The organism is Roseobacter sp. N2S (assembly GCF_031454055.1).
GTDB lineage: Bacteria > Pseudomonadota > Alphaproteobacteria > Rhodobacterales > Rhodobacteraceae > Amylibacter.
Genome location: NZ_JAVDQB010000001.1, coordinates 187,010 through 213,111, shown reverse-complemented (window position 1 = coordinate 213,111; position 26,102 = coordinate 187,010). Strand labels below are relative to the sequence as shown.

The following is a 26,102-nucleotide window of genomic DNA, read 5'->3' as shown; positions in this document are numbered from 1 at the left end:
GCGCTTAGGAGTGTGTAATGTCAGGTGTTTTGTTAAGTTTTGGTCACGGGTATTCGGCGCAGGCACTGGCCGAAGTTTTGATGCCGCAGGGGTGGCGGGTGATCGGCACCACGCGATCCGGTGAACGCTCCCAAGCGGGGGTGGACACAGTGATCTGGCCCGGCACGGATATGACGGCATATTTGGATGCGGCAACCCATTTGCTGATTTCTGCTGGTCCGGACGGCGATGGTGATCCGGTTTTACGTGGGCTGAAACCTGAAATCGCGGCGCGGTCGTTCGACTGGGTCGGGTATCTGTCCACCACAGGGGTGTACGGCGACCATCAGGGCGGCTGGGTGGATGAGACCACACCGTTAACCCCATCCACCCGCCGTGGTCGCCTGCGGGTCAATGCCGAGGCTGAGTGGCAGGCTATGGGCTTGCCGCTGCATATTTTCCGCCTTGCAGGGATCTATGGGCCGGGACGGGGGCCTTTTGCCAAAGTGCGGGCTGGTACGGCGCGGCGTATTATCAAGGAAAACCAACTGTTTTCCCGCATTCACGTCGAAGACATTGCGCAGGTTCTGGCAGCCAGTATTGCGCGCCCTGATGCGGGTGCGATCTTTAATCTATGCGACGACGAAGCCGCCCCGCCCGAGGATGTGATCGGCTATGCCGCCGAATTGTTGGGGGTGCCGGTGCCAGAAGCTGTCGCCTATGAAGACGCAGATATGACCCCTATGGCCCGCAGTTTTTACGCGGAAAGCAAGCGGGTTCGCAATGACCGGATCAAACGGGATTTGGGGGTCGTGTTGAAATACCCGAATTACCGCGTCGGGCTTCAGGCTTTGTTAAACGCCGAAGGTACGGAGGCATGACCGCCGTTCTGGGGCGGGTGGTGATCTATGCCAAAGATATCGATGCGATGGTGGCCTTTTATTCTGAACACTTCGGCTATGAAGCCCTGCATGATCCCAAAGACCGGATTGTGGAAATGAACCATCCAGACGGTGGGGCGGGAATTAACCTGCATCCGGCGGCGCGTTCGCAAAAGATGGGGCAGGTTCTGGTGAAACTGGTGTTTGATGTGGCCGATGTGGCAGGTTTTGTCGCCGCCCATCCCGCATTTGGCGCGATTCATCGGGGTGATGGCTATGTGTTTGCCAACGCCAAAGACCCGTCGGGGAATTCTGTATCCGTATCCAGTCGCGCCTTTCGCAATCAGGCACGAAAAAAGGGATAGGCCGAAACCTATCCCTTTTGAATTCTCACTGGCGGCCTATAGCTGCCAGATTTGAATTGCTTAGTCGGAAGCAGCTACAGCTGCGCCAACAACCAGCAGTGCCAGGATTGGCAGCAGAGCGCCGGAAGAGGAAGAAGAAGATGTTTCTTCAACAACTTCAACAACTGGTGCAACTACTGGTTCTACGTTACCAGCGAAAGCAGCTGAGGCTGCTACGGACATGGCTACTGCCAGTGCGATTTTTTTCATAATATTTCTCCAAAGTTCTGCGCATCGCTTATGGGGAGAAGGTAGTATGACCCCACGACACGCACCCAAGACTGTACCTCGTGATCTGGTTTAATCAGCAAAAATTGGGCATTGCAACTGGAACATGGCCAATTCTAGGCACGCGAAATGCAAATGTCGTCAAATTAGCAACACTTGCGTTCCGACCTTGGATAGGCCGAACAGTTCTTCGATGTGTTCGTTGAATAAACCGATGCATCCGTTGGAAGAACGGCGTCCGATTTTGCGTGTGTCCTGTGTACCATGGATGCGATAATACTTCCATCCCAGATACATGGCGTGGGTTCCGAGCGGGTTTTCAGGACCGGGCGGAATGTATTTCGGCCAGTCGGGATTCCGTTTCAACATGTTCGGGGTCGGGCGCCAATCGGGACCAACCCGCTTGCGGGTGACGGAAGTGCGCCCTGTGCGGGTCAATTCGGGTGTTTCAGGCACAGAGGTGGGGTAAAGTTTGTAAATCGACAGGTCTTCGGACCAGAAATGCAAGGCGCGGCTTAGGGTATCTACCAGAATCACCCCGTTGCGGGTGGTGGAAAAATAGGGGCGCCAGTCTTTCACCGTAAAGCCAGAGATGTTCCGCTTTACCGCACCGGTTTCAGGGTTCGACAGGTTTTCCTTTTTCAACTGCTGATACAGCACCGGATCATTGGTTTGCTGCGCGATGGCGCTGCTGCCCAGGGTGGCTGATGCAAGAACAGAGCCAGAAAATGCTCGGCGGGTAAATTTGAGGTGATCTGACATTTGAAAAATTCCGTTCTTTTGCGTTATGGGGCCAAATTAGTGTTTTGAGAGCACAGATTCAATTCAAACCACACAGAACTGGTATAAACTTGCCAATGTGCATTTGAATATCCTTTAAAACCGCAGTAAGGCAGGGTTTGACTCTTTATTAGAGCCTTGAATTTTGGGGAATACTGCCATGTTTCGCGTTGCTATCGCTATTTTGTCGCTGTTGTTCGTTGTTTCCGCTTGTACCGAGGTTGACCCGAATCAGCGTCAAGTTTTCCGGATCTCGGCCGGAGATGTTTCAAAAATCCAATACCGCCACCTTGATGCGGTAAATGCTGTGCGTCAGGCACAGGGGCTTAATCCGGTTGGGTTGTCGTCTGAACTGACCGCCGCGGCGAAAACCCATGCTCGGGATATTTCCCGCCAGAACCGCCCCTGGCATTTCGGATCAGACGGGTCGAACCCGATCCAGCGGGTTGAACGCACAGGCTATGCTGGCAAAATGCTGGCCGAGAATATTTCCGAGACTTTCGAGAATGATATCGAAACATTGGAAGCCTGGATGCGTGATCCGGTGACACGGGCTGGCATCTTGCATCCGCAAGCCCGCAATCTGGGGCTAAGCTGGCATCAGGAAAGCAACGGCAAGATCTGGTGGGTTGAGGTTCTCGGCTCTTAATCGAGCCGGGGCTTTCGCTGGATAAAGAAAAAACGCGCCCTTTGGCGCGTTTTGTGTTTCTGGGGCTTGGGCTATTCCTTGATGTAGATCGGGGTGCCGTCTTGCACCATCGCGTAAATCTGTTCCATTTCCTTATTGGTTACAGAAATACAACCCGCCGTCCAATCCGCCTTGTTTCGGTCCCCCAGTAAGGTCGGCCCGCCGTGGATGAAAATATCCCCGCCCGGTGATTTCCCCATTTCAGCCGCCCGCGCGCGGTCTGCGTCGTTGGGGTAGGAAATACCGATGGACAGGTGATAAGCGCTGTTGGGATTGCGACGGTCGATGAAGTAAACCCCTTCAGGGGTCTTTCCGTCGCCTTCAAATTCCTTGTGGCCCCTTGGGGCAAAACCCAGATCAAAGTCGAACTCTGCCAAGGACCGTGATCCGTGCAACAACCACATTTTCCGGTCGGATTTATCCACCAGAATTTGGGTGACTTGTGGCCCGTTGTACCGTTTGAATTTTGAAGAAGAACAAGAACTTAACGCAAATGCAGCCGCCAAAATAAGAATACCAAAACGCATGTTACAGCCCTTCTATGCCGCGTTCCATTTGTGCCCGTGATTTGCGCGCCCGTTCGGTTGCGCTTTTCAACTGGCCACAGGCGGCCATGATGTCTTCGCCGCGGGGTCTGCGAATGGGGCTGGAGTAGCCTGCTTCGTTTACGATATCGGCGAATTTATGGATGCGGTTGTTTGAAGACCGTTCATAAGGGGCGCCCGGCCATGGATTGAAGGGGATCAGGTTAATCTTGGCTGGGATGCCTTCGATCAATTTGACCAAACGGCGGGCGTCTTCGTCGCTGTCGTTGACGTCTTTCAACATGACATATTCAAAGGTGATGCGTTCCGCATTGGACAGGCGCGGGTAGTCGCGACAGGCCTGCAACAGCTCGGCGATTTTGTGTTTGCGGTTGATGGGCACCAGCGTGTCGCGCACGTCATCTGTGGTGGCGTGAAATGAAATTGCCAGCATGCAGCCGATTTCTTCGCCGACGCGGTAGATTTCCGGCACGATCCCCGATGTGGACAGGGTGATGCGGCGGCGTGACAGGGCGATACCGCTGTCATCCATGGCGATTTTCATCGCATCGCGCACATTGTCAGTGTTGTACAGCGGTTCGCCCATGCCCATCAGCACGATGTTGGACACCAGCCGCTTTTCCCCCGGCGCGATGTCCCATTCTTCCAGATCGTCACGGGCTACCAGAATTTGGCCGACGATTTCCGCAACCGTTAGATTGCGCACCAGTTTTTGTGTGCCCGTATGGCAAAAGGAACAGGTCAGCGTGCAGCCCACTTGCGAAGAAATACACAGGGTGCCGCGATCAGTTTCAGGGATGTAGACGGCTTCGACCTCGTGGCCACCTTGGATGCGCAGCAGGTATTTGCGGGTGCCATCGGTCGAGACCTGTTTGGTCACGATTTCAGGGCGCAGAATTACAAAGTTCTCCGCCAGTTTGTTGCGGATGTCTTTGGACAGGTTGGTCATATGGTCAAAGGATTTCACGCCTTTAACGTATAGCCACTGCCAGATTTGGCCGTGGCGCATTTTGACCTGTTTTTCAGCGATGCCAACATTCGTCAGCGCCTCTGTCAGCTGGTCGCGTGTCATACCGATCAGGTTTGGCAAGGCGTCACCATCCTGCTTGCGCGGGATCGTCAGGACGTCTTGGGTGATCGGAGCGGCTGGTGCGGATGCGGACATTTTGAGACTCTCATTGAAAAAACCCCCAATCGCAGGGATTGAGGGCTGATATAGCATGTTTCGTACTTTTGGTAGACCCGTAGTGTTGAAATAGATAAACAGCCCGTGATTCAGGCCGTATTCAACGCAGTGTACCGATTTTTATCCGCAGCGTTTTTCAGCTTCTGCCAAGGCAGCCGTGAATCCGTTCAGCGAAAAAGTGTCTTTGGTTTGGGTGCCGCGCTTTGATTTTGCGGTCATGATGGCCGAAGAACCACGCTTCAAAGCTTCGCGGATTTTCTGGTCATCGTTTGCTGTTGCCGGCCAAGCGAATTCGCCGTCTACAAACAGGTCAAAATTGGCGTCGCCCACCAGCATATTCACTGGCTGATCGGGGTCAAACGGGTAGCCACCGGAAAAGGAAACCTGACCGTTGATGCCATTGGACGGGCGATAGGTCACCCATAGCAGAATGTCACCACGGCGCGCCGATACAACCTTGCCGCCGCGCGTGTTCACAACTTTGGTCGGCTTGGAGACAACCCAGCACTCTTTGGTGGGTTGATCTTCAACAAACACGGACCAATCGGTCTTTGCATCCACACGGTTGGTGGATTCCTGTGCGTAGGCAACGCTGGCTGCTGCCAGACATACAGCCATAAACCCACAAGTATATGCCATTGAACGGATCATTTTGGATCTCAGCCTCCGCGCTCTAGTTAGTGCTGAAACAAGTATCGGGTGTTGTCTCATCATTGCGATGGCCCTTTTCTACGGAAAAAATGTGGTTTTCTTGTGGCCTTTACCTAACCGAAATGGCAGTTATTTGACCAGTAGGCTGGCTAAAACGTCGCAGGTTTCGGCGGAAAATGGAGCATTAAGATGAATTCTTGGATAAATGTGGCGGAAGTGTGGCGTGGGTCGATCCTAGAGAGCGTTCACCGTGGTCGCGCAGTGGTTTGCGACTCGGCGGGGGATGTGATTGCCAGCTGGGGTGCGATTGATGGCGTGACCTATCCCCGGTCGTCCTGCAAGATGCTGCAAGCCCTGCCATTGCTGGAAAGCGGTGCTGCCGCGCGGTTCGGGCTGAATTCGGAACAACTGGCGCTGGCCTGTGCGTCCCATGAGGGGGCGCATATCCATACGGATCGTGTGACCACTTGGCTGGGCGATCTGGGTCTGGGCGAAACCGATTTGCGCTGCGGGCCGCAATTCCCCCGTGGCAAGGAAGAGCAGGAAGAGCTGATCCGCTTTGGCCAGAAACATGATCGCAGGCACAATAATTGTTCAGGCAAACACAGCGGATTTTTGACCCTGAACAAGCACTTGGGCGGTGATGCGGAATATGTGGACCCTGACCATCCGGTGCAACAGGCGATTTTGACTGCCTTTGAGGAAATGACCGGAGAGACTTCTCCCGGCTATGGGATCGACGGCTGTTCCGCCCCAAATCACGCCTGCACCCTGCGCGGGTTGGCCACGTCTATGGCGCGGATGGCAGATCCGTCGCGACTTGGGGCTGTGCGGGCACAGGCGGCAACGGATTTGGTTGCAGCGATGAAGGCCCATCCCGATCTGGTGGCTGGCAGCGGGCGGGCCTGCACCGAGTTGATGCAGGCAATGGACGGGCGCACTGTGGTAAAAACCGGTGCCGAGGGTGTCTTTATCGCTATCCTGCCCGAACGGGGGCTAGGCGTGGCGCTTAAGGTGCAGGACGGGGCCACACGGGCGTCAGAATGCGCCATGGCCGCGCTTTTGGTGCGTCTGGGTGTGGCGGATCCGAACCATCCCAGCGTGATGAAACGTCTGTGCCCCACACAGTATAATTTCGCCGGGCTGGAAACGGGCCGCATCGCCCCCGCAGAGGCACTTTATGCAGGCGGGGCGCAGGTTTAAGCGGCCCCTTGCTTACGGTTTGTTAAGATTCGGCTGGTAGCCTTTAGGTTAACGGCAGTGTCGATACAGCAAAGGGTGAAAGGGTAACGTTTCAAGCAGAGCCGCTTCACGACTGGTTGCTGACATAGTCGATGGCATGAAACAGGTTCGCGTCCCCCTGGCGGATCAAACGTCTGCTGATGGCGGCAATGGCCACATAATCATTCGCGTGGATGGCGCCCACCAGATCCCGTGCCACAACCGCAAAAGAGCGTAGACCGATTTGTTCGCTGATCCCGATCAACCCGCCTGCAATTTTCGCAGCCCGTGCCAGATCGCCGTTGGACAGGGCCGAATCCAGTCGACACAGCCTGTCAGACACTTCACAGGCCGCCCGTTCAACGATGTCGCGGCTTTGCCCCTGACCCAAAGTCGTCTTTAAGGTGTTCAGTGCCGTGGTTTCCAGCACAGGGTCTTCACGCAAGCGCAGAGTCGAGATTTTTTGTTTTTTCTGGAAGATAAAAGTCATAACCAACCCACTTTCAATTTGATGTCCCCGTTTTGAACCTAAGGTTCCCGGGTTTCCAAATTCTTACCTGTTAAAATTGAAGAGGTTGTAATTTTCCAGAAAGTTTAGGAAAAGGTGCTCAAACTTCTGGAGTTACGTGCGATGCATTTTGCCAAACCCTTACCCAGCTCTCTCGTCAAAAGATATCAAGGCTGGCACGCTACAACTTATACCGAAAACAAAGCGTGGTATATGAAGCTGGCTGACGAGGGCCAACACCCGCGCGCCATGATCATTTCGTGTTGTGATAGCCGTGTGAATGCCACGTCGCTGTTTGGGGCGGACACGGGCGAGTTTTTCATTCATCGCAACATCGCCAATCTGGTGCCCCCGTATGAACCGGATAGGGATTACCACGGCACCTCTGCGACCATCGAATTTGCGGTGAACACACTGCGTGTGGTGAATTTGGTGGTGATGGGGCATACCCAATGTGGCGGCGTGGCAGGGTGCCATGCCATGTGTTCGGGTCAGGCGCCGGAAATGGAAGAAGACACCAGTTTTGTGGGGCGCTGGATGGATATTCTGCGTCCGGGCTATGAACGCGCCGTTGCTGTGTCCAGCGACGAGGCGGCCCAGATCAAAGAACTGGAACGTCAAAGCGTGATGGTTTCGTTGGAAAACCTGATGACCTTCCCCTTCGTGCGCGAACGTGTAGAGGCCGAGGATCTGGCGCTTCACGGGGTTTCGGTGGATATTAAAACTGGGCGGATGTCGCAGTTTGATCCGGTTCAAAACCAGTTCATCGACGTGTGATCCCAGCTTGATCCGAACGAGGATCAGGCGGAAATTCATATAAAATTGTTTAAATAAATGGCGGTCCCTGCATCCAGAGGCCGCCATTTTTATGTTCTAAGGGGTGATCAGTTCGGCACGGGGATTTTGCCCGAAGGCCATTTCATCTGATAGCCGAATGTAACCTCTTGGGTGGTGCCTGCCGCCAGATCTAGGTTCCAGACCAGCACGCCGCGTTGACCTTTGCGGTTGGTTTCGTCAGGGCTGGGGCGGGCTTGCAGGCGTACGATCAGATCGTCATCCTCGGATGTGGGGATCACGTCCAGCAGCTGAACCGGCATGTCATAATCCAGCGCGGAAAACAGCGTGGTATTATAAGATTGCTCCACTTCGGACTTTGAGGTGATAAACCCGCTGTCCCCTTGCGCGACGTTCAGCGTATCCCGTTGCAGGCGGATGCCATACAGCGGGCCAAGACCGATGGGTTCGGTCTGGTTCGGGCTAAGCCGCGGCAAATATGTGGTGCCGATGGTGGTGCCATCCCGCGTCAGTTTTACCTGTCCTTCCAACAAGATACCGCCCGTGTTGTTTTTCAGGTCGGTGTACAGAAACGCATTGGTGTCCTGCGCGGCATTGGCCATGGCATAAAGGTCAACGGGGAAGGTCAGCGTATCAATATTGAACGTGGTAGAGTCGGTGGTCCAGTCAATGCTGTGCCCGCCGCCAAGGTCAAACAACAGGGTCTGGCCAGCGAAATTCGGGCCAGTGTTCTGGTCGGCAACTTCGACCATCGGGGCGGGCATGGGTTCGGCCACGCGCATGGTAACAGAGCTGCCGTAATCGCTGCGCGCAGAGGCGTTTTTGCGCATTGCGACTTCATCCTCCAGCCGTTTCAGCTGGGGATAGGGAATATTGGTGTTGGTGCGATCTTGCAGGTTGGCAGTCGACAGGGTGATGGCCACATCAGTCCAGTCATGCAGCGGCTTTTCCCCTTCGCGGGACAGGGACACAACGGCGGTGCGGTGCAATTGCAACGTGCCGGTGGCGCCTGTTTGGGTCAGATCGGCAGAATAGCTTGGCTGCCAATAGGCGGCTTGCAGATTGTCGAATTCCACCGTCACATCCTGCGCCTGCGCGACTTCGATCTGGGTGGTGATCTGCTGGACCTGTTCAAATGAAGCAGGTTCCAGCGCTTTGACCACCTCTGCTGCATGGGCCACATCCTCGCGCAGATCCTTGCGCTTTGGGTCCATCGCGGCCAATTCGGTGCGGGTTTGGGCGATGGTCTGCTGGGCGCTGCGGGTGATTTCAGCCAACGCTGCCGCAACGGATGCGACCTGATCTGCCTGCAAGGATTCGGTTTGTTTGCCAAAGCCGGCTTTGGCGGTGCTATGGGCCAGTTCTACCTGCAATTCAGCGGCGGCAATGGCAGCTTGTTTGGTTTCATAACTTTGCTCAAAGGCGCGTTGGGCAGCAAGGGTTGCATCCAGTGCATCCTGCGCGGCTTGCAGCTTGGCCGAGGCCAGATGACGGATCGGTGTGGCATGGCTGGTGGTCGCGGCTTGTGACACAACCCGCACCCCTGTGGCTTCGCCAAACCGCACATCCAGCACCGCGTTGGAATAGCCGTCAAAAGGCAGGGTCGCGACCAATGTATGCAAACCCGGCGTCAGGCTTAGCGGGGCGGCATAGGTCACCACACCGCCTTGTCCTGTGATCAAAGCCTCGGTGACTTTGGTGTCTAGGGTAAAGGTTTCTGCAAATGCCGGCAGGGCGGTGGTGGCAAGAAGGGCGGCCAAAAGCGGTTTCATGTTCAATTCCAGTCTTTCGAAGTCGTTGGATCACAGATTAGGCGCTGGGCGGTGAAACTCAACCCATGCACAGTCTGTGACGGGTGCGGGTCGGCGGTTCTTGGCGCAGGGCTAAAATATTTTGGAAAACCGGCGCCCGACCCACAAAAAAGCCCGCCTGTGGGAGCAGGCGGGCTTTGAAATTTAACAGCTGCGCTGGATTAGTTGCGCAGTGTGCCAACGACGAAACAAGCGCCATTTTTACCACGTGCATCGTTACAGGCTTTCAGCGCAGATTTACGTGCGACTTCCATATTGGAGGAAGAAGAAGCGGCAACGGTGACTTCGGGGCCGGGTTGGTCACAGCTCAGCTTTTTCGCATTGTGAACGCGTGGGGCTGCATAGACGGTGAACGCCGGTTTGTTAACGGATTCGGTCGCCATTTGCTGGATCGCATTCGCGCACAGACCTTTAGGCACTACCAATGTAATTTTGTCGCGAGCTGCGGCTTGTACGCCTGAAATTGGCATAGCGAGAACGGACGCAGCCACGGCTGCGAAAGCTGTGAAACGATAAACGTTCATTTTGGTTTTTCCTGAGATAAGTCGGAGAGCAATCCGTTAATTCTTGTCGCTTCCGATTGGCTGGAATTAGGGTTAAATGCCTTGCAAAACAACATATTTTTTCAACTTGCCAAACTATTTTAGAAGGCCATGTTTTTGTTCCAAATAAGCCGTGATCGCCCTTGTAACAAAGGGGTTACAGGTGGTTTTCTCGAAGCTTTGATTCGCGATTTTGGGTCGTTTTCCCCGCGTGTTTGACCCAGAAATAATTTCACCTCATTTATATCAGCCCGTTACAAATACCGCTTAGCGATCTGTGCAACCAAATTGTGGTTTACGGAGGCTATTTTGACCTATTCGAATGAAAATATTAGCGTCGAGGATGACGCAAAAAACGGGGGCTCGGTGTTGCAATGGGTGGCCGTTGCCGCGTTGGTCTATTTATTGATTTGCGCTGTCGGCATGATCGGCGGCGGCTTTAAAGCGGCGGCGGGCGGCCAAGCCAAAGAGCTGTTCGCTTTTGCCACAAACCCCTTTGCGGGGCTGGTGGTCGGGACGGTGGCAACGGCTCTGATCCAGTCCTCATCCACGGTGACTTCGATCATTGTGGGGTTGGTTGCGGGCGGTCTGCCGGTAGAAGTTGCGGTGCCTATGGTGATGGGGGCCAACATCGGCACCTCTATTACCAATACAATTGTGTCACTGGGCCATGTGCGGGCCAAAGACGAATTCCGCCGCGCATTTGCGGCCGCCACGGTGCATGACTTTTTCAACCTGATGTCTGTGGTGATTTTCCTGCCGCTGGAAATGGCCTTTGGTCTGCTACAAAAAACCGGCAGCGCACTTGCGGGGCTTTTTGTCGGCTCGGGCGAGGCGTCGATGAGCGGGCTGAACTTTGTCAAAGCCGCAACAGCGCCGGTGGTGGATGCGTCCAAACATATGTTCATCGGCAATTTCGGCGATGTGACAGGCGGCGTGTTCCTGATCCTGTTCGGCATTGCGCTGATCTTTCTGGCGATTGCTTATGTTGGCAAGCTGCTGAAACAGTTGATGGTCGGGCGGGCCAAGCAAATCATGCACACGGCGATTGGGCGCGGGCCGGTTTCGGGGATTATGTCGGGTACTGTGGTGACGGTTCTGGTGCAGTCCTCGTCCACCACAACGTCGCTGATGGTGCCGCTGGCGGGCTCTGGGTCGTTCGGGCTGCGCCAGATCTATCCCTTCACGCTGGGGGCGAATATCGGCACCTGTATCACCGCGCTGCTGGCGGCTACGGCGGTGTCTGGCAATGCCAATGCGGCCTTGCAGATCGCCTTTATCCATCTGGCTTATAATGTGCTGGGGGTGCTGGTGATTTACGGCCTGCCGTTCCTGCGGTTTCTGCCGGTGCGCGCGGCAGAATGGCTAGGTGCCACGGCGGCTGAAAACAAGCTGGCGGCGCTGGCCTATATATTGGGCGTGTTCTTTATCATACCGGGCCTCGCGCTGGGTCTGACGGCAATGTTGTAAGACAGGAGTTTACGATGAAAAACATCAAACTGATTTCCACAGAGAACCTTAGCAAGCTGGTTGCCGAAACCGAAGCCACGCTGGCGGAGTTAAAGGGAGAGGTGGAGCGCCGCGTTGAATCCCAGCAGCATGACGATGTGTCCCACTTGGAGCATCACTTCAAATCGGCCGAGTTGAGCCTGCAATCCATCAAAGATTTCATGACCTATTTACTAGAAGACATTCGCAGCAAAAAGAATTAACCCGACCGGCCCGCGATATTAGGGCCCCGAAGAATTGAAAAACCCCCGCGCCAGATTGGTGCGGGGGTTTCTTTAACAGTGTCGGTGAAAGGGCGGGTTAGCCCTTTTTCAGAACCCGACGGCCCAGCAGTTCTGCGATCTGTACCGCGTTCAGGGCAGCCCCCTTACGCAGGTTGTCAGACACGCACCACAGGTTGATGCCGTTTTCGATGGTGCTGTCCTGGCGGATGCGCGAAATATAGGTGGCGTATTCGCCCACACATTCGCGCGGCGTAACATAGCCGCCGTTTTCCCGTTTATCCACAACCATGATGCCCGGTGCTTCGCGCAGGATTTCGCGGGCTTCTTCTTCATCAAGGAAATCTTCAAATTCGATGTTGATGGCTTCGGCATGGCCGACCATCACAGGTACGCGCACACAGGTTGCGGTGACCTTGATCGACTTGTCGACGATCTTTTTGGTCTCGGCGACCATTTTCCACTCTTCTTTGGTGGACCCGTCTTCCATGAACACGTCGATATGGGGGATCACGTTAAAGGCGATGTCTTTGGTAAAGATGCCAGCGGGCAGTTCTTGGCCCGGGACATACATGCCTTTGGTCTGACGCCACAATTCATCCATGCCCTGCTTGCCAGCGCCGGAAACGGATTGATAGGTGCTCACCACAACCCGCTTGATTTTCGCGCGGTCATGCAGGGGTTTCAGCGCAACAACCATCTGTGCAGTGGAACAGTTGGGGTTGGCGATAATGTTCTTTTTGGAATATTCCATGATCGCATCCGGGTTACATTCCGGCACGATCAACGGCACTTCCGCATCATAGCGGTACAGCGACGAGTTGTCGATCACCACACAGCCTGCTTTGGCCGCGATGGGGGCGTATTGTTTCGTCGCCTCAGAGCCGACAGCGAACAGGGCCATGTCCCAACCCGTGAAGTCGAAGGTGTCCAAATCCCCGGTCTTCAGTGTCTTGTCGCCATAGCCAACTTCCGTTCCCTTGCTTTTGCGCGATGCAAGCGCTGCAATTTCGTCGATTGGGAACTGGCGTTCAGCCAGAATATTCAGCATTTCGCGGCCCACATTACCAGTGGCGCCTACGACAACAACACGGTAGCCCATGTAGGTTCTCCTAGAGTTTGTTTGGTCAAATCCCTTGCGGGATGATTTGGACGAAATCCCTTACGGGACGAGGCCTCATAACGGGGATTTGGACCAAGGGGAAGGGGGCGCGGCCTTGCGGCGGGCCTGTGGCACCCATTTGCCGACAATTCGCGACGTTATCGAACAAAATACCGTGAAAACATGTCTCAAATGCGCGGTATTTGGAATTCGGGTTTTACCTTTGGATTCATCTTTGAGTCGTATCCCAGCGCTGAACTAAGGTCAGCAAAGGGACTCTGCTATGAAAAATTTTGGCCCCGCTCGGGCAGATGGCGAAGATGGTGTCGTAACCAATGGTACGCGCAAGAATGACACCATCGAAGGTACGGATTTTGTGGATACGGTGAATGGCGGCGTAGGTGACGATGTCCTGATCACCGAAGACGGCAATGATCTGGTTGCGGGTGATCTGCTGGGGGATGAATGGTCTTTTGTAGACGGCGTCTGGGTCTATGATCCGTCGCGGATCAATTGGGACGGGGTTATTGAACGCAACTATGATGATGTGATCACTGCGGGCGGCGGCAATGATGTGGTGCTGGGCAATGGCGGCAATGACCGTTTGTCGGGAAACGCAGGCAATGATCTGATCAACGGCGGCACGGGCAACGATCAGGTTTACGGGGGGCGGGGCAAAGACATACTGAACCTTGAAGACGGTGACGACTATGCCGAAGGCGGCGAAGGCGCGGATACTATTAACGCGGGCAAGGGCGATGACGTGGTCTACGGTGACGGATCGCGCAAGAACCTTTTGGCAGCCTCTATTGACGATGCGGTGGCCACCAGCTTTTCCCAGTTTGGCGCCAGCGGGAACTGGGACATTCTGGTGGCGGATGGCAAATCCTCCATGTCCCAAAGCCTGAGCACGGAAAAAGGCGTCAGCTATCAAATATCATTCGATCTGGCTGCAAACATAGAAAAAGGCAGCTCTGCCGCCGCGGTAGAGGTGCTTTGGAACGGGACGGTTGTGGGCAGTTTTGAAACATCCTCGGGGTTGTATTCTGCCCATAGTGTCGATGTGGTCGGCTCTGGCGCATCCGGCGTCATTACCTTTCGCGAGATTGCCTCTGGCACACCGGATGGTCCTGAAATTCTGACGGATGGGCCGGTGCTTTATTATGAAAAGTCTGTCGAGATTAACGGTAGGGCGGTAGATGTGTCCGCCTTCGCGCCCGGACAGGCGCTTTTATATCAGGTGATCAGCGGCCATCTGAAGGCTTTTGACACGGCCACCAATACCTACAGTGATATTGGGGATGCGGCAGGGTTCAGCATCAATGCCATCGGTTATAACCAACAGGACGACCTGATCTATGGCCATGCCAAAGGCGTGGGTGTGGATCATTTGGGCAGGGCCGTTGCGGTCGGGGATCTGGTCATGTTCGACGCCAAGGGCAACGCCTATACGCTGGGGACCACAGGGGCGGCCTATTTTGTCGGTGACTTTGACGATAGCGGCAATTTATGGGCTTTTGACCACCGCTTGAATGCGATTTCCAAGATTGACGTGGATAATTTCGACGCCTTCGGCAACCCTGTGGTCACACGGTATTTTGTACCTCACGACCTGTTTTCCGGCCCGATCTACGATATTACCTATAGCAGCGATGAAAACGTATTTTACGCGATTGTGACGCCCAAGAAAAACGGCGGCAACGGTCAGATCATGCGGATTGATCTTTCAGACTTGGACAAAGGCGGGAATCCGACGTTTGAAAGCCTTGAAATCAACCGCACGCTGTTTGGCGCGGATTTCAAAGATGGCATGCCCAGAGGCGCATTCGGCGCGGTCTTTATGGATGGGGATGGCAACCTGTACTTCGGGCTGAATTCCGGCGATCATGATCTGGATGGCACAACAGGCGCCAAAGGCGCGATCTATCAGGTCCATGCCGATTGGGATGGCGGGGCGGCCTATGTGCAATTCATGGCCGAGGCGGAAAGAACCGGCAACAATGACGGTGCCGTAGACCCCCGTTCTGGCGATCCATTTGAAATCCGCGAAACCGACGCCCCGTTCTTTCTGCGGGAACCAACCCTTGTCAGCCGCGAAGGCGAAGATGACGTGTTGCGCGGCGGGACTGGGGCAGACCTGATCTATGGCGGCGCGGGCAATGACCGGTTGAATGGCGGGGTGGGTGCAGACCGGCTTTATGGTGACGAAGGTGATGACCGCATTCAAGGGGCCAAAGGCGATGATGTGATCTATGGAGGCGACGGCAACGACAAGACTATTGACGGCGAAGGCAACGACCGGTTTTACGGCGGCGATGGCAGGGATTATGTCCACGGCGGTGTTGGCGATGACCAGATCTATGGCGGCGCAGGTGTTGATAAACTGGTCGGCGGTGCAGGATCAGATACGATCGACGGCGGCGCGGGAAATGACAATCTGTGGGGTGGCAATTTCACCGACGATGGGGTCACAGATGTGTTTGTCTTTAAGGGGCAAAGCGGCAAGGATTATATCCACGACTTCGATGCTGGAACGGATAAGATCGACCTGTCGGCTTTCCGTATCAATTACACGAAATTGCTGGAATACGCCGAAGATAAAGGCTGGGCTACGGTGATCGACCTCTACGCTTTTGACGGCGGGGTTGGCGGTGACAGAATCGTCATGCCCGATGTCACATTGGATGACCTGTCAGAGTCCAATTTCCTTTTCTGACAGAACTTCCCGATTTCGTGAACCGCGCACCAAGACCCTTGGTGCGCGGTTGTTAAGACTTTAGGGTGCGGGGATGAAACAGATTTTGCATCTTGCCCGAACGGTCCTTCCAGTGCTTTGCTTTTCAGCTGTGTCGAGCGCTGCGGACACTGCGGTGGTGGAGCAGGTACAGGCCCAGAAATCGGGCCAGACTTGGACCTTTTCAGTCACCCTTCGTCACGCCGATACGGGATGGGATCACTATGCGGATGGTTGGGGTGTTTACCTGCCGGATGGAACCGAACTTGGCTACCGCATTCTCACCCACCCGCATGTAGAAGAACAACCTTTCACGCGATCTTTAAGCGGTGTGGTTATTCCCCAAGGGACCGACTCTGTAGTGATCATTCCCAAAGACTCGGTACATGGAACGGGCGAAGGTTTCAGCGTCAAACTGCGATAAGTCAGGTTTTAGGCACGTGATGATTCGCAGGGGCTTTAACCATCAAGGGTGGAGCCGCTTTGGTCGACTCTATTTAGGAATGAATTATTCAAATTGAACTTGTTTTGTTGACGTAGAGAAAAGCGGATTCTGGCGAAGATAACGTGGATTTAACCCTTGCGGTCTAACACTAAGGCTCTCAAAATTGGCCCGAGGATGGGCTTTGAAGCTGGGTAGAGTGTAAAATAAACCACCAGTAGAATTGGTAACTGTTAGTAGGGGTTGTTATGGCAGTGTTATTCGCAAGTGTATTCGTGATGGGGTTGATAGCTGGCTTTGTTCTACTCGCATTGATGCTCGCATTTTATGGCTAGGGGGCTGTCTGCCGACAGTGCCGAAACGCCAAAATTCGCAGTCTGTTTTCTGTGATAAACTTACAAAGACATGATCAGGCACCCGCCACGCTTTAAAACACGGCAGGTGCTTTTTCGTTGGTCAGGACATTGCGGAGCCGAACAGGTTCGGCCCTGTCATCAGATGAACGCCGCCATCCAAGGGCAGGATCGCACCCGTCACATAGGCCCCTGCGGGCGAGCATAAAAATAGCGATGCGCCCTGAATATCGGATGGCTTCCCGATCCGCCCAAGGGGAACATCACCACCAACGGCTTTGGCTTGCTCTTCCTTGGCGGTGGCAAAAGCGGTCATTTTGGATTGGAACGGCCCTGGTGCCAAAGCATTGATTGTGACCCGTTGGCCCGCCAACTCTTTGCCCAGAATTGCTGTCAGGTGATGCACCGCAGATTTCGACGCGGAATAGCTGTAAGCTCCGTCCGCCATCGGATGTTTGCCCATAACAGACCCAAGGTTCAACACGCGGGCCGGATCATCGTCGCTGGCGGTTTCAATCAGCAATGGCAGTAATTGTTGGGTCAGATGAAACAGCCCCGCCACATTCACATTCATCACCTTTTCCCAAGCGGAATGGGGGAACTGACCCAAGGGTGCGCCCCAACTGATGCCCGCATTATTCACCAGAATATTCAGCTTGTCGGTGCGCGATGTGACCTCGGCCACGATGGCGTTGATACCCTCTTCAGAGGAAACATCGCCGGAAAAAGCCTCGACGCTGCCGGCGGGGTTGGTGCCGTTGATGGTGGCGGCCATTTCTTCGACTTGGTGCAATTTGCGCGAACAGATGATCACGCGTGCGCCGGCATGGGCAAAGCCCTGTGCCATCATCGCGCCAATGCCCGATCCGCCGCCAGTGATAAGGGCTGTTTTGCCTGAAAGGCCGAAAAGTTCGTTAAGCATAAGTTTGTCTCTCCCTTGGGTGCCGTAGCGTGGTTGTTGACAGCTTACGCGGTGGGCTATTGTGATGCCAAGCAAATTGCCGCTTGGACGCGGCGTCACATTTAGGAGCACCCCATGAGCGACCTGCCAGAGCAAACGTTTTCCGTCATTCAAAAGCTAGAGGGCTATTCCGGCCGATCCGAAGGCCCGGCCATTGACGATGCGCGTGCGTATATTGAGGATGGTTTTTTGCCGATGCCCAACCCCGCGGCAGGTCAGGTTCTAATCAAACTGCGCATGGCCTCGGTCAATCCATCGGATTTGCATTTCATCAAAGGCGAATACGGCCAACCCTGTGTCAAAGGGGCGGCGGCAGGCTTTGAAGGCTGCGGCGATGTTGTGGCGGCTGGGGCAGGTGCCGAAGGTCTGGTCGGCAAACGGGTCGCCTTTGTGGCGGCCGGATCTGGCGCGTGGTCGGAATTTTGCGTGACGCAAGCCGCCATGTGCATTCCGCTGCACCCCGCCGTTAAAGACGAGGACGGCGCGGCGCAAATCGTGAACCCGCTGACCGCAATTGCCATGGTGGACATCGCGCAAAAACACGGGGACGCCTTTGTAATTTCCGCAGCGGCCAGCCAATTGGGCAAGCTGATGATCGGTTTGGCGCGGGATAAGGGTCTAAAAACCATCTGTCTGGTGCGGCGCATGGACAGTGCCGATGCCCTGCGCGCGCTGGGCGCGACCGAGGTTCTGGATGTCACGGCCCCTGATTTTGACGCGGCTTTTGCCGCCGCCAGCCGTGCCCTAAAGCCGCGCGTGTTTCTGGATGCGGTTACGGATTCTGTGTCAGAGCGGGTGTTTGTGGCCATGCCAAACAACGCCCGTTGGGTGACTTATGGCAAGCTGAACCCCGAACTGTTTCCTATGACCCAAATGGGCCAGTTGATTTTCCAGTCCAAAGTGATTGAAGGCTTTTGGCTGACCCGTTGGATGCAAGAGAACGGCAATCTGATGGCGGAACTGGCGAAAGAGGTTCAGACCCGTTTTGCCGATGGTCGCTGGTCCACCGATGTGGCCACCTATCTGCCCCTGCGCGATGTTGTTAGTGGCTTGGCTGCGGCAACACAAATCAAAGACGGCAAAATCATGATTACCCCGTAATTTAGGCCCTAAACAGAGTTGACGGGATGGTTTTGGGCCATCCCGTCAGTCTCCCCTGCTGGGTGGCCTTAAAGGCCTTCCACCGTGATCCTCCACATGGACCTTTCCCCTCCCAGAGTGGTCAGCGGGACGCTTCGGTGAAACTCAATTCTAAATCCGCGACCAAACCTGCCCGTCGCACACACGGCCTTTGCAGCCGGAAACATGCAATGAACTGCCTTTCAGAACCATGCCAGCTTTGGCTTTGACGTTCAAAAGCGGCACAACCACAGTGCCGTTTTCATAGACGCCATTGCCTTTCGGCTCGACCCCCCAAAACAGCTCTTTGCCGACGTTTTTGGTTTTCACTTCATTGCCGGAGGGATCAAAGGCTTTGACCACTTTGCCGCAAAGATTGGCGCCGCATTGGCGCACTTCGATGTGGGAGGTCAGGTTCTTACGATCCGGTTGCGTTCTCCACAGACCGACAGCGGGATCCCCCGCAGATGCTGTTGTGGCGAATGTCAGAGCGGCAAACAACGTCGCCAAAGTGGACTGAACGCGAATGTTCATGGCAAACTCTCAGATAAGAAAGATCGCTTGCGCAGGGTCAGGAATATGACCTGCGGGCAATGAACTTAATACGGGATTCGGGGGCGCTGTTCAAATCACTATTTGTTACATATGGGCGTTGTAAATAAGGGGCCTGCCGCCCCCGCCCGCCATGCGGGCTCCCCCGTGGATATTTGAAGAAAATGGAGTTTGGGGGCACTTTGTTTTGTTATTTCAGCAGCTCTTTGGTGAGGGGAGATTGAGGGTCTGTCAGGGCTTCGATGACGGAAAAATGGTGTTGTTTCGGGGCGTAAACGTCAGAGGCCTTGATGCCTGCGCGGGACCATGTTTCAGCGATGATCCGGTTCTGGCGCAGGAATTCAGGCCGCTCGCCCGCGCCGACCCAGAAGGTGACGGAGGTGTCGGGTCTTGCGGTGTTCAGGGCGGGGCTTTCGGCGCTGGCCTCTTCGCTATCCAGTTGCAGGGAGGTGTTCATATCGGTGTGGACCAGCGGGCGCAGGTCGTGGACGCCTGAAATAGACACTGTGTGGTCGATGCGGTTGGTGACTTCGGGGGGCAGGCCGCTGTCGATGCAATTCATCCGAGACACCAGATGGCCGCCTGCGGAATGGCCTGTCAGGCGCAAGGGGCCGGTGGTTCGGGCTGCAATTGCGCTGACGGCGGCGGCGATTTCTGTGGTGATTTTGGAAATCCGCACATCCGGTGCCAAAGTGTAACTGGGGAAGGCGACCGACCAGCCCTGCGCCAGTGGTCCTGCGGCCAGATGGGACCAGTAGCTTTTGTCGAATTGCAGCCAATAGCCGCCGTGTACAAAGATCACTGTGCCTTTCGGGGGGCCTTTCGGGGTGCCTTCAGGGTGGAACAGGTCGAACCAGTTGCGCGGGGCGGGGCCATAGGTTTGGTCAAGCGCCGCGTTTTTATGGGCTTTGCGAAAGGCCGCAGCGCTGTTTGTCCATTTTTCGATATAGCTTGCGGCGTTGTCGATATAAGCGCCATTCGCGAAAGCGTCGTTCCAGTCGATCATAATACTCTCCAGTTTGGGAAGTTTGAGCATGGTTCTGGCAAAATGAAAACCGTGTCATTGACGCCGCCTCTGTTTCAGGGGAGATTCCAGCGGAATGCGAGTCAGCAAAAGGGCCATGTCATGAACACTGTTTTTATCCAAATCCGGTGCAAACCCGGCTCGACCTATGCTGTTGCGGATGAAATTGCCCTGCGTGAAAACTATGCCGAGCTGCATTCCACCAGTGGCGATTGGGACTTGCTGCTAAAGCTGTACATCCCCGAGGGTGAAGACACGGGGCGGTTCATCAACGATTATATTCTGGATATTGTCGGGATTGAGCGCACCCATACCATCCTGACGTTCAAAGCGTTTTAAAGCCTTTTATACGGCTAATTAGACCGCGAAATGGCGTGCCTGTGCGGGGGTCATTCCCGTCCAGTTGTGGAAGGCGCGGTAAAAGCTGTTGGGGTCGCGAAATGCCAACAGGTAGGAAATTTCTTCGATGCTGATATTGTCCATCCGCAGGTAATGCATGGATAATTCCGAACGGGTGGCGTCGAGGACGATCTGGAAGCTGCTGCCCTCGGCCTGAAGATGCCGTTGCAGGGATCGTTTGGACAGATACAGTTTCTGGCAGGCGGCTTCGACCGAGGATTGCCCGCTTGGCAGCATTTCATACAGCGCATCGCGTAGGCGGTCGCAGGTCGGGGTTTTGCCGGTTTGGGCCTCTAGTTTGCGTTGGAGATCAGTTTCGAAATAGGCCCACAGGTTGGGGTTTTCAGTCACAAGACGGCGTTCGGCATCATCGCGCGAAATGGTCAGAGACACGGTTTCCCCCCGTGTGATGCGGATGCCCAGATGTTGTTCGATTTCTTTGGCGTCCGGTGGCAGCAGCGGCAGGCTGGCAGAAAGTGGCACCACATGTTCCGCCGTGGTTGTGCGAATCAGCTCGACAAAAAACACCAGATCCATGGCACCCAAAACAACCGGCAGGTCCAGATCGGGTTCGGTAGATTTGATCGTCAGGGTCAGGCGGGTTTCATCGGTGCTGATGGCCAGTTGGATCGGCCCGATCAGTGGTTTAAAAATGGCGATGCGGTTCAGCCCCGCCTGCACCGATTGGGAACAGGTAAAGGCCAGAACCACCGACCCGAAAATCCCATGGGCCAGGGATTTGCCCAGAAATACCGCAAGATCGGGCTTTTTATATTCATCGGTGGCGGCATCCCACAGCGCAAAAATCTGGTGGGGCAGCAGGCCGCGATCATCGTGGTCAAAGTAATCGGGCGGCAGACCTGCACGGCGCAGCACGTTCTTCGGCTCGATTTTCAGCAGGGCACACATGGTCTGCATGTCCTGTGCAACGTGATAGCGGGTTCGTTTGTTCATCATCATTTTATAGAGGCGCGGTTTGGGCTCTGGAACGGTGCAGAGTCTATTTGGCACAGTTTGTTAGTAAAATGGCGCGGTTTGCAAGTAACAATACGGTGTGGACGCCCTATATTCGGTTAAATCCAAACCGCAAAGGATATCACGTTGAAACTGACCGTGAATGGAACCGAGCATTCGGTAGATGTTGAGCCAGAGATGCCGCTGCTGTGGGTCTTGCGCGATGAACTGGGCATAACGGGGCCGAAATACGGCTGCGGTATTGCGCAATGTGGGGCCTGTACTGTGCATATTGACGGGATGGCAGTGCGATCCTGTTCGGTGCAGGTCGGAGAGGTCGAGGGAGATGTGACCACCATTGAGGGTCTTGGAACACCCGACAGTTTGCACGCGGTTCAGGCCGCTTGGATAGAACATCAAGTGGCGCAATGTGGCTATTGCCAGTCGGGTCAGATCATGGCGGCAGCGTCATTTCTGGATATGAACAGCGAACCGACAGACGACGATATTGACAACGCCATGTCCGCCAATCTGTGTCGCTGTGGCACCTATCCCCGTATCCGCGAGGCGGTAAAAACCGCCGCCGCCAAATTGAACGGAGCATAAGAATGGGACGTTTGCGAACAATTGGACGGCGTGCTTTTCTGGCGGGATCGGTGGCTATGGTGGGCGGCGTGGCCTTCGGGTTTTATCTGTATAAAAAACCTTTGGAAAACCCGCTTCTGGATGATCTGGCGGATGGCGAGGCGGCCCTGACACCCTATGTGAAAATCGACGCGAACGGGATCACGCTGATCACACCGCGTGCCGATAAAGGTCAGGGCGCCTATTCGGTTCAGGCGGCGATGATCGCAGAAGAACTGGATGTGGAACTGGACCAGATCACGGTTGATCCGGGCGTGCCCAGTGCGGCCTATTGGAATACCGCCTTGGCAGATGAGGCGGTGCCCTTTCCGTCGACTGACCAAGGGGCAATGGCCACGGCGGTGCGCGGCACAATGGGCGCGGTGATGAAAATCATGGGCATGCAGGTGACGGGCGGGTCCAGCACGGTGGCCGACGGTTATGAAAAACTGCGCATTGCTGGGGCTGTCGCGCGGGAAACCTTAAAGGCAGCGGCGGCGCAGAAAACGGGTCTGGCAGTTGCGGATCTTAAGACTCTTGGCGGGGCAGTGATTTTGCCGGATGGAACGGCGATCCCCTATACTGAACTGGCTGAAATTGCAGGGAAAATAGACCCTGTAACGCAGGTTGAATTGCGCAAGCCCGATCAGTGGCGTTTGATCGGAAAACCCATGCTAAGGGTCGATACGGTGGCCAAATCTACGGGCACGCTAACCTATGGTATAGACACCAAAATCGACGGAATGCTGCATGCAGCGATTGTGTTGAACCCACGGCAGGGTGGGGCGATCAACGGCTATGATGCCAGTGCCGCAAAAGCCATGCGCGGGGTGCAAAAGATCGTGCCTGTGACGGGGGGTGTCGGGGTGATTGCCGATAACACATGGCGGGCATTTCAGGCGGTGGCGGCGATTGAGTGTGATTGGGGACCAGCGGTTTTTGCACCTGAAATGGCGGATCATTGGGCAGAATTGTCCAATGCTTTTGACACCGATCCTGACAGTCAGGGCCGCGATGACGGAGATGTTGAAACCGCGCTAGGGGATGCGCCGTTGCGGGCCGAATACCGCGCGCCTTATCTGGCCCATGCGCCACTGGAACCGATCAACGCGGTTGTGCTGGTTGGCGACGAGCGGGTGGATGTTTGGACAGGCACGCAAGTACCGCGGTTTACCCAGAATAATGTGGCGAAAATTGCGGGGGTTGATGCGGATCAGGTGCATGTGCACGCCATGATGATGGGCGGCAGTTTCGGTCATCGCCTTGAAGACGAGGTGGCGCGGCGCTGCACTGAACTGGCCCTGGCGGTGAAGGGCACGCCGGTTAAGTTGACCTTTACCCGAGAACAGGATTTCGCCCATGATTACCTGCGTCCCGCTGCGATTGCGCGGATGGCGGGGGCGGTTGAAAACGGGCAAGTGAAAGCTTTGGATTTGGCGGTTAGCGCACCTTCGGTTATGGACTCGCAGATGGGCGATCGGCAGGGGATTTTCATGCCCGGTCCTGATTCCTCCATTTCGCAGGCGCTTTGGGATCAGCCTTATGCCATTGCGAACTATCGGATTACGGCGCACCGCGCAAAAAATATGGCACCTGTCAGCTCTTGGCGCTCGGTCGGGGCGTCGCAAAATGCGTTTTTCCAAGAGGGTTTTCTGAACGAGTTGATCCACGCCGCAGGCGGCGATCCGATGGAACAACGTCTTGCCCTGTGCAGCCATGATGTATCGCGCAAAGTGCTGGAAACCGTGGCTGAAATGTCAAACTGGGGCAGTGATTTGGGACCGAACCGCGGGCGCGGCGTGGCGTTTTGCATGTCCTTTGGCACCCCCGTGGCCGAGGTGGTTGAGGTGACCAACACCCCTGATGGGATCAAAATTGATAACGTCTGGGTGGCCACCGATGTGGGGCGGGTGATTGATCCGGTGAACTTTGACAATCTGGTGAAAGGCGGCGTGGTCTTTGGGCTGGGTCATGCGATGAACTGCGAAATCACCATTGGTGATGGCGGAATCGAGCAGTCGAATTATCATGAATACGAGGCGATGCGCATGTACCAATGCCCGAGGATTGAGGTGCGGGCTTTGGAAAACGGCACCCATATTCGCGGCATCGGTGAGCCCCCTGTACCCCCTGCCGCGCCCGCTTTGGCGGCAGCGATTTTTGATGCAACAGGCACGCGGTTGCGCGAAATGCCGTTTAACAAATTTGTGGATTTTGTATGAACCTGATTTTGAAAAAGGGTCTTTTGGGTCTGGCTGCGGTACTGACTTTATCCAGTCCGATCCGCGCCGAGGAAAATGTTGCTCAGCAACCAGAATTAGGCTCTATCTCACAGGAAGAGGGTCTTGAGGCTTGGGGTCGCATGTTCGAAGTGGTCTCGCATCCGCGCTGTTCCAACTGTCATGTGGGGCCAAGTGATCGGCCGATGTGGTCTGGTCCAAGTTATGGGAAAACCCGCCCGCACGGGATGAATATTCTTGCGGGTGACAGCCGGATCGGGGCGGAAACGCTGGTCTGTTCCACCTGTCATTTAGGGTCTACTTCCGATGTACCCCACACCCCGCCTGCGGTAGATGACGATTGGCGTTTGGCCCCGGTTGAGGCAAATTGGTTCGGCCAGTCCGCCCCTGTGATCTGCGCGCAATTGCGCGATCCAGAGTTGAACGGCGGGCGCAGTTATCAGGAAATTGCGGATCATCTGGGTCATGATGTGATCTTGCACTGGGCTTGGACGCCTGGCGGCAACCGCGAGCCTGCGCCTTATTCCCTAGAGGAACACATGCAGGATATTCTGATTTGGGGGGCGGCTGGTATGCCCTGCCCCGACGGGGGGACAGGCGATTGATAGGGGCTATTGGGGTTTGGGTTTCTGCGTGTCCGACCCTGCCTGCATTCCATATAGAAAGGCCTGCATCATGGCGGGGCCATCCGCTGGGGGCGCAGTTGCAGCATGCGCGCGGGGGGGCTCGGGGTCTTTGCCGCCAAAGCCGATAAGGCCGATCACCAACAGGCCGATGCCCATATACCCACAGCCCAAGACCGATGCGGCAAAGGCCGTATCATAGGCGGTGGACAGGTAAATCCACAGGCTGACCGTCAAGAAACCCGCACCCACAAGGATACAGATCACGCCTCCACACAGGATGCCCGCCTTGCGGGCCGCCCGTGCAGTGGCGTGTTTTAGATGCGTCAGCATATCAGCGGCGCGCGTTCATCATGCCGACCAGAAAGCCAAGACCCGCAGCAATGCCAAGGGCCGTTGCCGGCTGCGCTTTGACAAAGTCGTTTGCGTGTTCATGGGCATCTTTGGCGCGGGAGGTCACGGCCTCGGCGGCATGGATGCTTTTTTCACGGGCAGCTTCGATCTTATGGGCGGCGGCATCTGTCAGATTGGCGCGTTTGGATTTGCCCAAATCGCTGATGGTGCCTGTCAGATCACTTAAATCCTTGCGCAGGGTTTCGATCTGATCGCTCAGATCTGCAACGGTGGTCTCTTTTGCTGATCCATTTGTTGCTGTGCGTGCCATGTCGGAACTCCTTTGGTTATTCGTTGCGTTTGTACCTGACTAACGCGCCTTCTGCGGATTGGTTCCAAACCGGGCGTAAAAATTATTTTGGAACTTTTCCGGCGACCTGCGTGTTGGTTCTGCATGAGAGCGTCGACTCTGGCGCAAGACATTTAGAACGGAAGGAAGTGTTATGTTGTATTGGGCTGTAATTTTCTTTGTTGTGGCAATCGTTGCGGCGATTTTCGGGTTTGGCGGCATAGCCTCTGCCTCTGTCGGGATAGCACAACTGTTGTTCTTTATCTTTGTCGCCTTGTTTGTGCTGACACTGGTTGTTCGGGCTGTACGCGGCGCCTCGCGCTAAGCGGCCTGTCACCAACCCT

At 55.3% G+C, this 26,102-nt stretch carries 30 protein-coding genes; 15 read left to right on the top strand and 15 right to left on the bottom strand.

All coding sequences use genetic code 11. The annotated features are described in order from the left end of the window. The first annotated feature begins 17 nt into the window (after positions 1-17). Complete coding sequence (locus GGE09_RS01075; protein ID WP_309742985.1) at positions 18-860, top strand: SDR family oxidoreductase; 843 nt, start codon at positions 18-20, stop codon at positions 858-860. Further along, positions 857-1,225 (top strand): VOC family protein, encoded by a 369-nt coding sequence (locus tag GGE09_RS01070; protein ID WP_309742983.1) that lies wholly within the window; start codon positions 857-859, stop codon positions 1,223-1,225. Before GGE09_RS01075 ends, GGE09_RS01070 begins: the two co-directional genes overlap by 4 nt. Before the next feature lie 60 nt (positions 1,226-1,285). Here GGE09_RS01070 and GGE09_RS01065 read toward each other — a convergent pair whose 3' ends face one another. Further along, positions 1,286-1,474: a hypothetical protein gene (locus GGE09_RS01065; RefSeq protein WP_309742981.1), complete on the bottom strand. Its 189-nt coding sequence runs from the start codon at positions 1,472-1,474 to the stop codon at positions 1,286-1,288. Between the two features lie 159 nt (positions 1,475-1,633). Then, the gene (locus GGE09_RS01060; protein ID WP_309742979.1) at positions 1,634-2,254 is read right to left on the bottom strand and encodes a L,D-transpeptidase; all 621 of its coding nucleotides are present in this window, start codon (positions 2,252-2,254) and stop codon (positions 1,634-1,636) included. 178 nt (positions 2,255-2,432) lie between these two features. Between GGE09_RS01060 and GGE09_RS01055 the strand changes: the two genes are divergently transcribed. Beyond that, complete coding sequence (locus tag GGE09_RS01055) at positions 2,433-2,921, top strand: CAP domain-containing protein (RefSeq protein WP_309742977.1); 489 nt, start codon at positions 2,433-2,435, stop codon at positions 2,919-2,921. Between the two features lie 71 nt (positions 2,922-2,992). Here the strand turns inward: GGE09_RS01055 and GGE09_RS01050 are convergent, their stop codons facing one another. The 3 genes from GGE09_RS01050 to GGE09_RS01040 all read right to left on the bottom strand — a co-directional run bounded on the left by GGE09_RS01050 (position 2,993) and on the right by GGE09_RS01040 (position 5,330). Continuing rightward, complete coding sequence (locus tag GGE09_RS01050; protein ID WP_309742974.1) at positions 2,993-3,487, bottom strand: L,D-transpeptidase family protein; 495 nt, start codon at positions 3,485-3,487, stop codon at positions 2,993-2,995. Between the two features lies 1 nt (position 3,488). Next, the gene (gene rlmN / locus GGE09_RS01045; RefSeq protein WP_309742972.1) at positions 3,489-4,670 is read right to left on the bottom strand and encodes a 23S rRNA (adenine(2503)-C(2))-methyltransferase RlmN; all 1,182 of its coding nucleotides are present in this window, start codon (positions 4,668-4,670) and stop codon (positions 3,489-3,491) included. Positions 4,671-4,811: 141 nt separating this feature from the next. After that, a complete protein-coding gene (locus GGE09_RS01040) occupies positions 4,812-5,330 on the bottom strand; it encodes an invasion associated locus B family protein (RefSeq protein ID WP_309742970.1) in 519 nt (172 codons plus the stop codon). 201 nt (positions 5,331-5,531) lie between these two features. Here GGE09_RS01040 and GGE09_RS01035 point away from each other — a divergent pair, with 201 nt between their 5' ends. Further along, entirely contained in the window at positions 5,532-6,545 is a 1,014-nt protein-coding gene (locus GGE09_RS01035; protein WP_309742968.1) for an asparaginase, read from the top strand. A 106-nt stretch (positions 6,546-6,651) separates the two neighbouring features. Here GGE09_RS01035 and GGE09_RS01030 read toward each other — a convergent pair whose 3' ends face one another. Then, on the bottom strand, positions 6,652-7,053 hold the full coding sequence (locus GGE09_RS01030; RefSeq protein ID WP_309742965.1) for a hypothetical protein: 402 nt from the start codon (positions 7,051-7,053) through the stop codon (positions 6,652-6,654). Between the two features lie 141 nt (positions 7,054-7,194). On the opposite strand from GGE09_RS01030, the gene GGE09_RS01025 reads away from it, so the two are divergent. Then, a complete protein-coding gene (locus tag GGE09_RS01025) occupies positions 7,195-7,848 on the top strand; it encodes a carbonic anhydrase (protein ID WP_309744799.1) in 654 nt (217 codons plus the stop codon). Between the two features lie 107 nt (positions 7,849-7,955). On the opposite strand, the gene GGE09_RS01020 is transcribed toward GGE09_RS01025, so the two are convergent. Both GGE09_RS01020 and GGE09_RS01015 read right to left on the bottom strand, forming a co-directional pair. Then, positions 7,956-9,638, bottom strand: a complete 1,683-nt coding sequence (locus GGE09_RS01020) for a mucoidy inhibitor MuiA family protein (RefSeq protein ID WP_309742963.1) — start codon at positions 9,636-9,638, stop codon at positions 7,956-7,958. Positions 9,639-9,838: 200 nt separating this feature from the next. Continuing rightward, complete coding sequence (locus tag GGE09_RS01015) at positions 9,839-10,201, bottom strand: hypothetical protein (RefSeq protein WP_309742961.1); 363 nt, start codon at positions 10,199-10,201, stop codon at positions 9,839-9,841. Positions 10,202-10,528: 327 nt separating this feature from the next. Between GGE09_RS01015 and GGE09_RS01010 the strand changes: the two genes are divergently transcribed. Beyond that, a complete protein-coding gene (locus tag GGE09_RS01010; protein ID WP_309742957.1) occupies positions 10,529-11,689 on the top strand; it encodes a Na/Pi symporter in 1,161 nt (386 codons plus the stop codon). A 14-nt stretch (positions 11,690-11,703) separates the two neighbouring features. Further along, on the top strand, positions 11,704-11,931 hold the full coding sequence (locus GGE09_RS01005) for a hypothetical protein (protein WP_309742955.1): 228 nt from the start codon (positions 11,704-11,706) through the stop codon (positions 11,929-11,931). A 97-nt stretch (positions 11,932-12,028) separates the two neighbouring features. On the opposite strand, the gene GGE09_RS01000 is transcribed toward GGE09_RS01005, so the two are convergent. Continuing rightward, entirely contained in the window at positions 12,029-13,051 is a 1,023-nt protein-coding gene (locus tag GGE09_RS01000) for an aspartate-semialdehyde dehydrogenase (protein ID WP_309742953.1), read from the bottom strand. A gap of 283 nt (positions 13,052-13,334) precedes the next feature. Here GGE09_RS01000 and GGE09_RS00995 point away from each other — a divergent pair, with 283 nt between their 5' ends. Next, entirely contained in the window at positions 13,335-15,767 is a 2,433-nt protein-coding gene (locus GGE09_RS00995; protein WP_309742951.1) for a DUF6923 family protein, read from the top strand. Positions 15,768-15,840: 73 nt separating this feature from the next. Further along, on the top strand, positions 15,841-16,209 hold the full coding sequence (locus GGE09_RS00990) for a hypothetical protein (RefSeq protein ID WP_309742948.1): 369 nt from the start codon (positions 15,841-15,843) through the stop codon (positions 16,207-16,209). Between the two features lie 474 nt (positions 16,210-16,683). Here the strand turns inward: GGE09_RS00990 and GGE09_RS00985 are convergent, their stop codons facing one another. Next, the gene (locus tag GGE09_RS00985; RefSeq protein WP_309742946.1) at positions 16,684-17,502 is read right to left on the bottom strand and encodes an SDR family NAD(P)-dependent oxidoreductase; all 819 of its coding nucleotides are present in this window, start codon (positions 17,500-17,502) and stop codon (positions 16,684-16,686) included. Positions 17,503-17,616: 114 nt separating this feature from the next. Between GGE09_RS00985 and GGE09_RS00980 the strand changes: the two genes are divergently transcribed. Then, on the top strand, positions 17,617-18,642 hold the full coding sequence (locus GGE09_RS00980; RefSeq protein WP_309742944.1) for an alcohol dehydrogenase catalytic domain-containing protein: 1,026 nt from the start codon (positions 17,617-17,619) through the stop codon (positions 18,640-18,642). A gap of 150 nt (positions 18,643-18,792) precedes the next feature. Here the strand turns inward: GGE09_RS00980 and GGE09_RS00975 are convergent, their stop codons facing one another. Continuing rightward, positions 18,793-19,194: a DUF2147 domain-containing protein gene (locus GGE09_RS00975; protein WP_309742941.1), complete on the bottom strand. Its 402-nt coding sequence runs from the start codon at positions 19,192-19,194 to the stop codon at positions 18,793-18,795. 208 nt (positions 19,195-19,402) lie between these two features. Next, complete coding sequence (locus GGE09_RS00970; RefSeq protein WP_309742939.1) at positions 19,403-20,218, bottom strand: alpha/beta hydrolase; 816 nt, start codon at positions 20,216-20,218, stop codon at positions 19,403-19,405. A 120-nt stretch (positions 20,219-20,338) separates the two neighbouring features. Here GGE09_RS00970 and GGE09_RS00965 point away from each other — a divergent pair, with 120 nt between their 5' ends. Continuing rightward, positions 20,339-20,575 (top strand): Lrp/AsnC ligand binding domain-containing protein, encoded by a 237-nt coding sequence (locus tag GGE09_RS00965; protein ID WP_309742937.1) that lies wholly within the window; start codon positions 20,339-20,341, stop codon positions 20,573-20,575. An 18-nt stretch (positions 20,576-20,593) separates the two neighbouring features. Here GGE09_RS00965 and GGE09_RS00960 read toward each other — a convergent pair whose 3' ends face one another. Then, on the bottom strand, positions 20,594-21,589 hold the full coding sequence (locus GGE09_RS00960; protein ID WP_309742935.1) for an AraC family transcriptional regulator ligand-binding domain-containing protein: 996 nt from the start codon (positions 21,587-21,589) through the stop codon (positions 20,594-20,596). A gap of 147 nt (positions 21,590-21,736) precedes the next feature. Here GGE09_RS00960 and GGE09_RS00955 point away from each other — a divergent pair, with 147 nt between their 5' ends. Genes GGE09_RS00955 through GGE09_RS00945 form a run of 3 tightly spaced genes read left to right on the top strand, consistent with a single transcriptional unit; the run spans position 21,737 to position 25,058 of the window. After that, on the top strand, positions 21,737-22,195 hold the full coding sequence (locus GGE09_RS00955) for a 2Fe-2S iron-sulfur cluster-binding protein (RefSeq protein ID WP_309742933.1): 459 nt from the start codon (positions 21,737-21,739) through the stop codon (positions 22,193-22,195). 2 nt (positions 22,196-22,197) lie between these two features. Next, the gene (locus GGE09_RS00950) at positions 22,198-24,435 is read left to right on the top strand and encodes a molybdopterin cofactor-binding domain-containing protein (protein WP_309742931.1); all 2,238 of its coding nucleotides are present in this window, start codon (positions 22,198-22,200) and stop codon (positions 24,433-24,435) included. Continuing rightward, a complete protein-coding gene (locus GGE09_RS00945; RefSeq protein ID WP_309742930.1) occupies positions 24,432-25,058 on the top strand; it encodes a hypothetical protein in 627 nt (208 codons plus the stop codon). Before GGE09_RS00950 ends, GGE09_RS00945 begins: the two co-directional genes overlap by 4 nt. Before the next feature lie 6 nt (positions 25,059-25,064). Here the strand turns inward: GGE09_RS00945 and GGE09_RS00940 are convergent, their stop codons facing one another. Together GGE09_RS00940 and GGE09_RS00935 are read right to left on the bottom strand one after the other, a co-directional pair. Further along, positions 25,065-25,409: a hypothetical protein gene (locus tag GGE09_RS00940; protein ID WP_309742928.1), complete on the bottom strand. Its 345-nt coding sequence runs from the start codon at positions 25,407-25,409 to the stop codon at positions 25,065-25,067. A gap of 1 nt (position 25,410) precedes the next feature. Continuing rightward, positions 25,411-25,740, bottom strand: coding sequence for a glycine zipper domain-containing protein (locus tag GGE09_RS00935; RefSeq protein ID WP_309742926.1), 330 nt, complete (start codon positions 25,738-25,740; stop codon positions 25,411-25,413). Positions 25,741-25,912: 172 nt separating this feature from the next. Here GGE09_RS00935 and GGE09_RS00930 point away from each other — a divergent pair, with 172 nt between their 5' ends. Then, positions 25,913-26,083, top strand: a complete 171-nt coding sequence (locus tag GGE09_RS00930) for a DUF1328 domain-containing protein (RefSeq protein ID WP_309742924.1) — start codon at positions 25,913-25,915, stop codon at positions 26,081-26,083. The last annotated feature ends 19 nt before the right edge of the window (positions 26,084-26,102 follow it).

Coding starts and splice junctions, on each gene's coding strand:
- GGE09_RS01075 (WP_309742985.1), top strand. CDS start 18: ATGTCAGGTGTTTTGTTAAGTTTTGGTCACGGGTATTCGGCGCAGGCA.
- GGE09_RS01070 (WP_309742983.1), top strand. CDS start 857: ATGACCGCCGTTCTGGGGCGGGTGGTGATCTATGCCAAAGATATCGAT.
- GGE09_RS01065 (WP_309742981.1), bottom strand. CDS start 1,474: ATGAAAAAAATCGCACTGGCAGTAGCCATGTCCGTAGCAGCCTCAGCT.
- GGE09_RS01060 (WP_309742979.1), bottom strand. CDS start 2,254: ATGTCAGATCACCTCAAATTTACCCGCCGAGCATTTTCTGGCTCTGTT.
- GGE09_RS01055 (WP_309742977.1), top strand. CDS start 2,433: ATGTTTCGCGTTGCTATCGCTATTTTGTCGCTGTTGTTCGTTGTTTCC.
- GGE09_RS01050 (WP_309742974.1), bottom strand. CDS start 3,487: ATGCGTTTTGGTATTCTTATTTTGGCGGCTGCATTTGCGTTAAGTTCT.
- rlmN (WP_309742972.1), bottom strand. CDS start 4,670: ATGTCCGCATCCGCACCAGCCGCTCCGATCACCCAAGACGTCCTGACG.
- GGE09_RS01040 (WP_309742970.1), bottom strand. CDS start 5,330: ATGGCATATACTTGTGGGTTTATGGCTGTATGTCTGGCAGCAGCCAGC.
- GGE09_RS01035 (WP_309742968.1), top strand. CDS start 5,532: ATGAATTCTTGGATAAATGTGGCGGAAGTGTGGCGTGGGTCGATCCTA.
- GGE09_RS01030 (WP_309742965.1), bottom strand. CDS start 7,053: ATGACTTTTATCTTCCAGAAAAAACAAAAAATCTCGACTCTGCGCTTG.
- GGE09_RS01025 (WP_309744799.1), top strand. CDS start 7,195: ATGCATTTTGCCAAACCCTTACCCAGCTCTCTCGTCAAAAGATATCAA.
- GGE09_RS01020 (WP_309742963.1), bottom strand. CDS start 9,638: ATGAAACCGCTTTTGGCCGCCCTTCTTGCCACCACCGCCCTGCCGGCA.
- GGE09_RS01015 (WP_309742961.1), bottom strand. CDS start 10,201: ATGAACGTTTATCGTTTCACAGCTTTCGCAGCCGTGGCTGCGTCCGTT.
- GGE09_RS01005 (WP_309742955.1), top strand. CDS start 11,704: ATGAAAAACATCAAACTGATTTCCACAGAGAACCTTAGCAAGCTGGTT.
- GGE09_RS01000 (WP_309742953.1), bottom strand. CDS start 13,051: ATGGGCTACCGTGTTGTTGTCGTAGGCGCCACTGGTAATGTGGGCCGC.
- GGE09_RS00995 (WP_309742951.1), top strand. CDS start 13,335: ATGAAAAATTTTGGCCCCGCTCGGGCAGATGGCGAAGATGGTGTCGTA.
- GGE09_RS00990 (WP_309742948.1), top strand. CDS start 15,841: ATGAAACAGATTTTGCATCTTGCCCGAACGGTCCTTCCAGTGCTTTGC.
- GGE09_RS00985 (WP_309742946.1), bottom strand. CDS start 17,502: ATGCTTAACGAACTTTTCGGCCTTTCAGGCAAAACAGCCCTTATCACT.
- GGE09_RS00980 (WP_309742944.1), top strand. CDS start 17,617: ATGAGCGACCTGCCAGAGCAAACGTTTTCCGTCATTCAAAAGCTAGAG.
- GGE09_RS00975 (WP_309742941.1), bottom strand. CDS start 19,194: ATGAACATTCGCGTTCAGTCCACTTTGGCGACGTTGTTTGCCGCTCTG.
- GGE09_RS00970 (WP_309742939.1), bottom strand. CDS start 20,218: ATGATCGACTGGAACGACGCTTTCGCGAATGGCGCTTATATCGACAAC.
- GGE09_RS00965 (WP_309742937.1), top strand. CDS start 20,339: ATGAACACTGTTTTTATCCAAATCCGGTGCAAACCCGGCTCGACCTAT.
- GGE09_RS00960 (WP_309742935.1), bottom strand. CDS start 21,589: ATGAACAAACGAACCCGCTATCACGTTGCACAGGACATGCAGACCATG.
- GGE09_RS00950 (WP_309742931.1), top strand. CDS start 22,198: ATGGGACGTTTGCGAACAATTGGACGGCGTGCTTTTCTGGCGGGATCG.
- GGE09_RS00945 (WP_309742930.1), top strand. CDS start 24,432: ATGAACCTGATTTTGAAAAAGGGTCTTTTGGGTCTGGCTGCGGTACTG.
- GGE09_RS00940 (WP_309742928.1), bottom strand. CDS start 25,409: ATGCTGACGCATCTAAAACACGCCACTGCACGGGCGGCCCGCAAGGCG.
- GGE09_RS00935 (WP_309742926.1), bottom strand. CDS start 25,740: ATGGCACGCACAGCAACAAATGGATCAGCAAAAGAGACCACCGTTGCA.
- GGE09_RS00930 (WP_309742924.1), top strand. CDS start 25,913: ATGTTGTATTGGGCTGTAATTTTCTTTGTTGTGGCAATCGTTGCGGCG.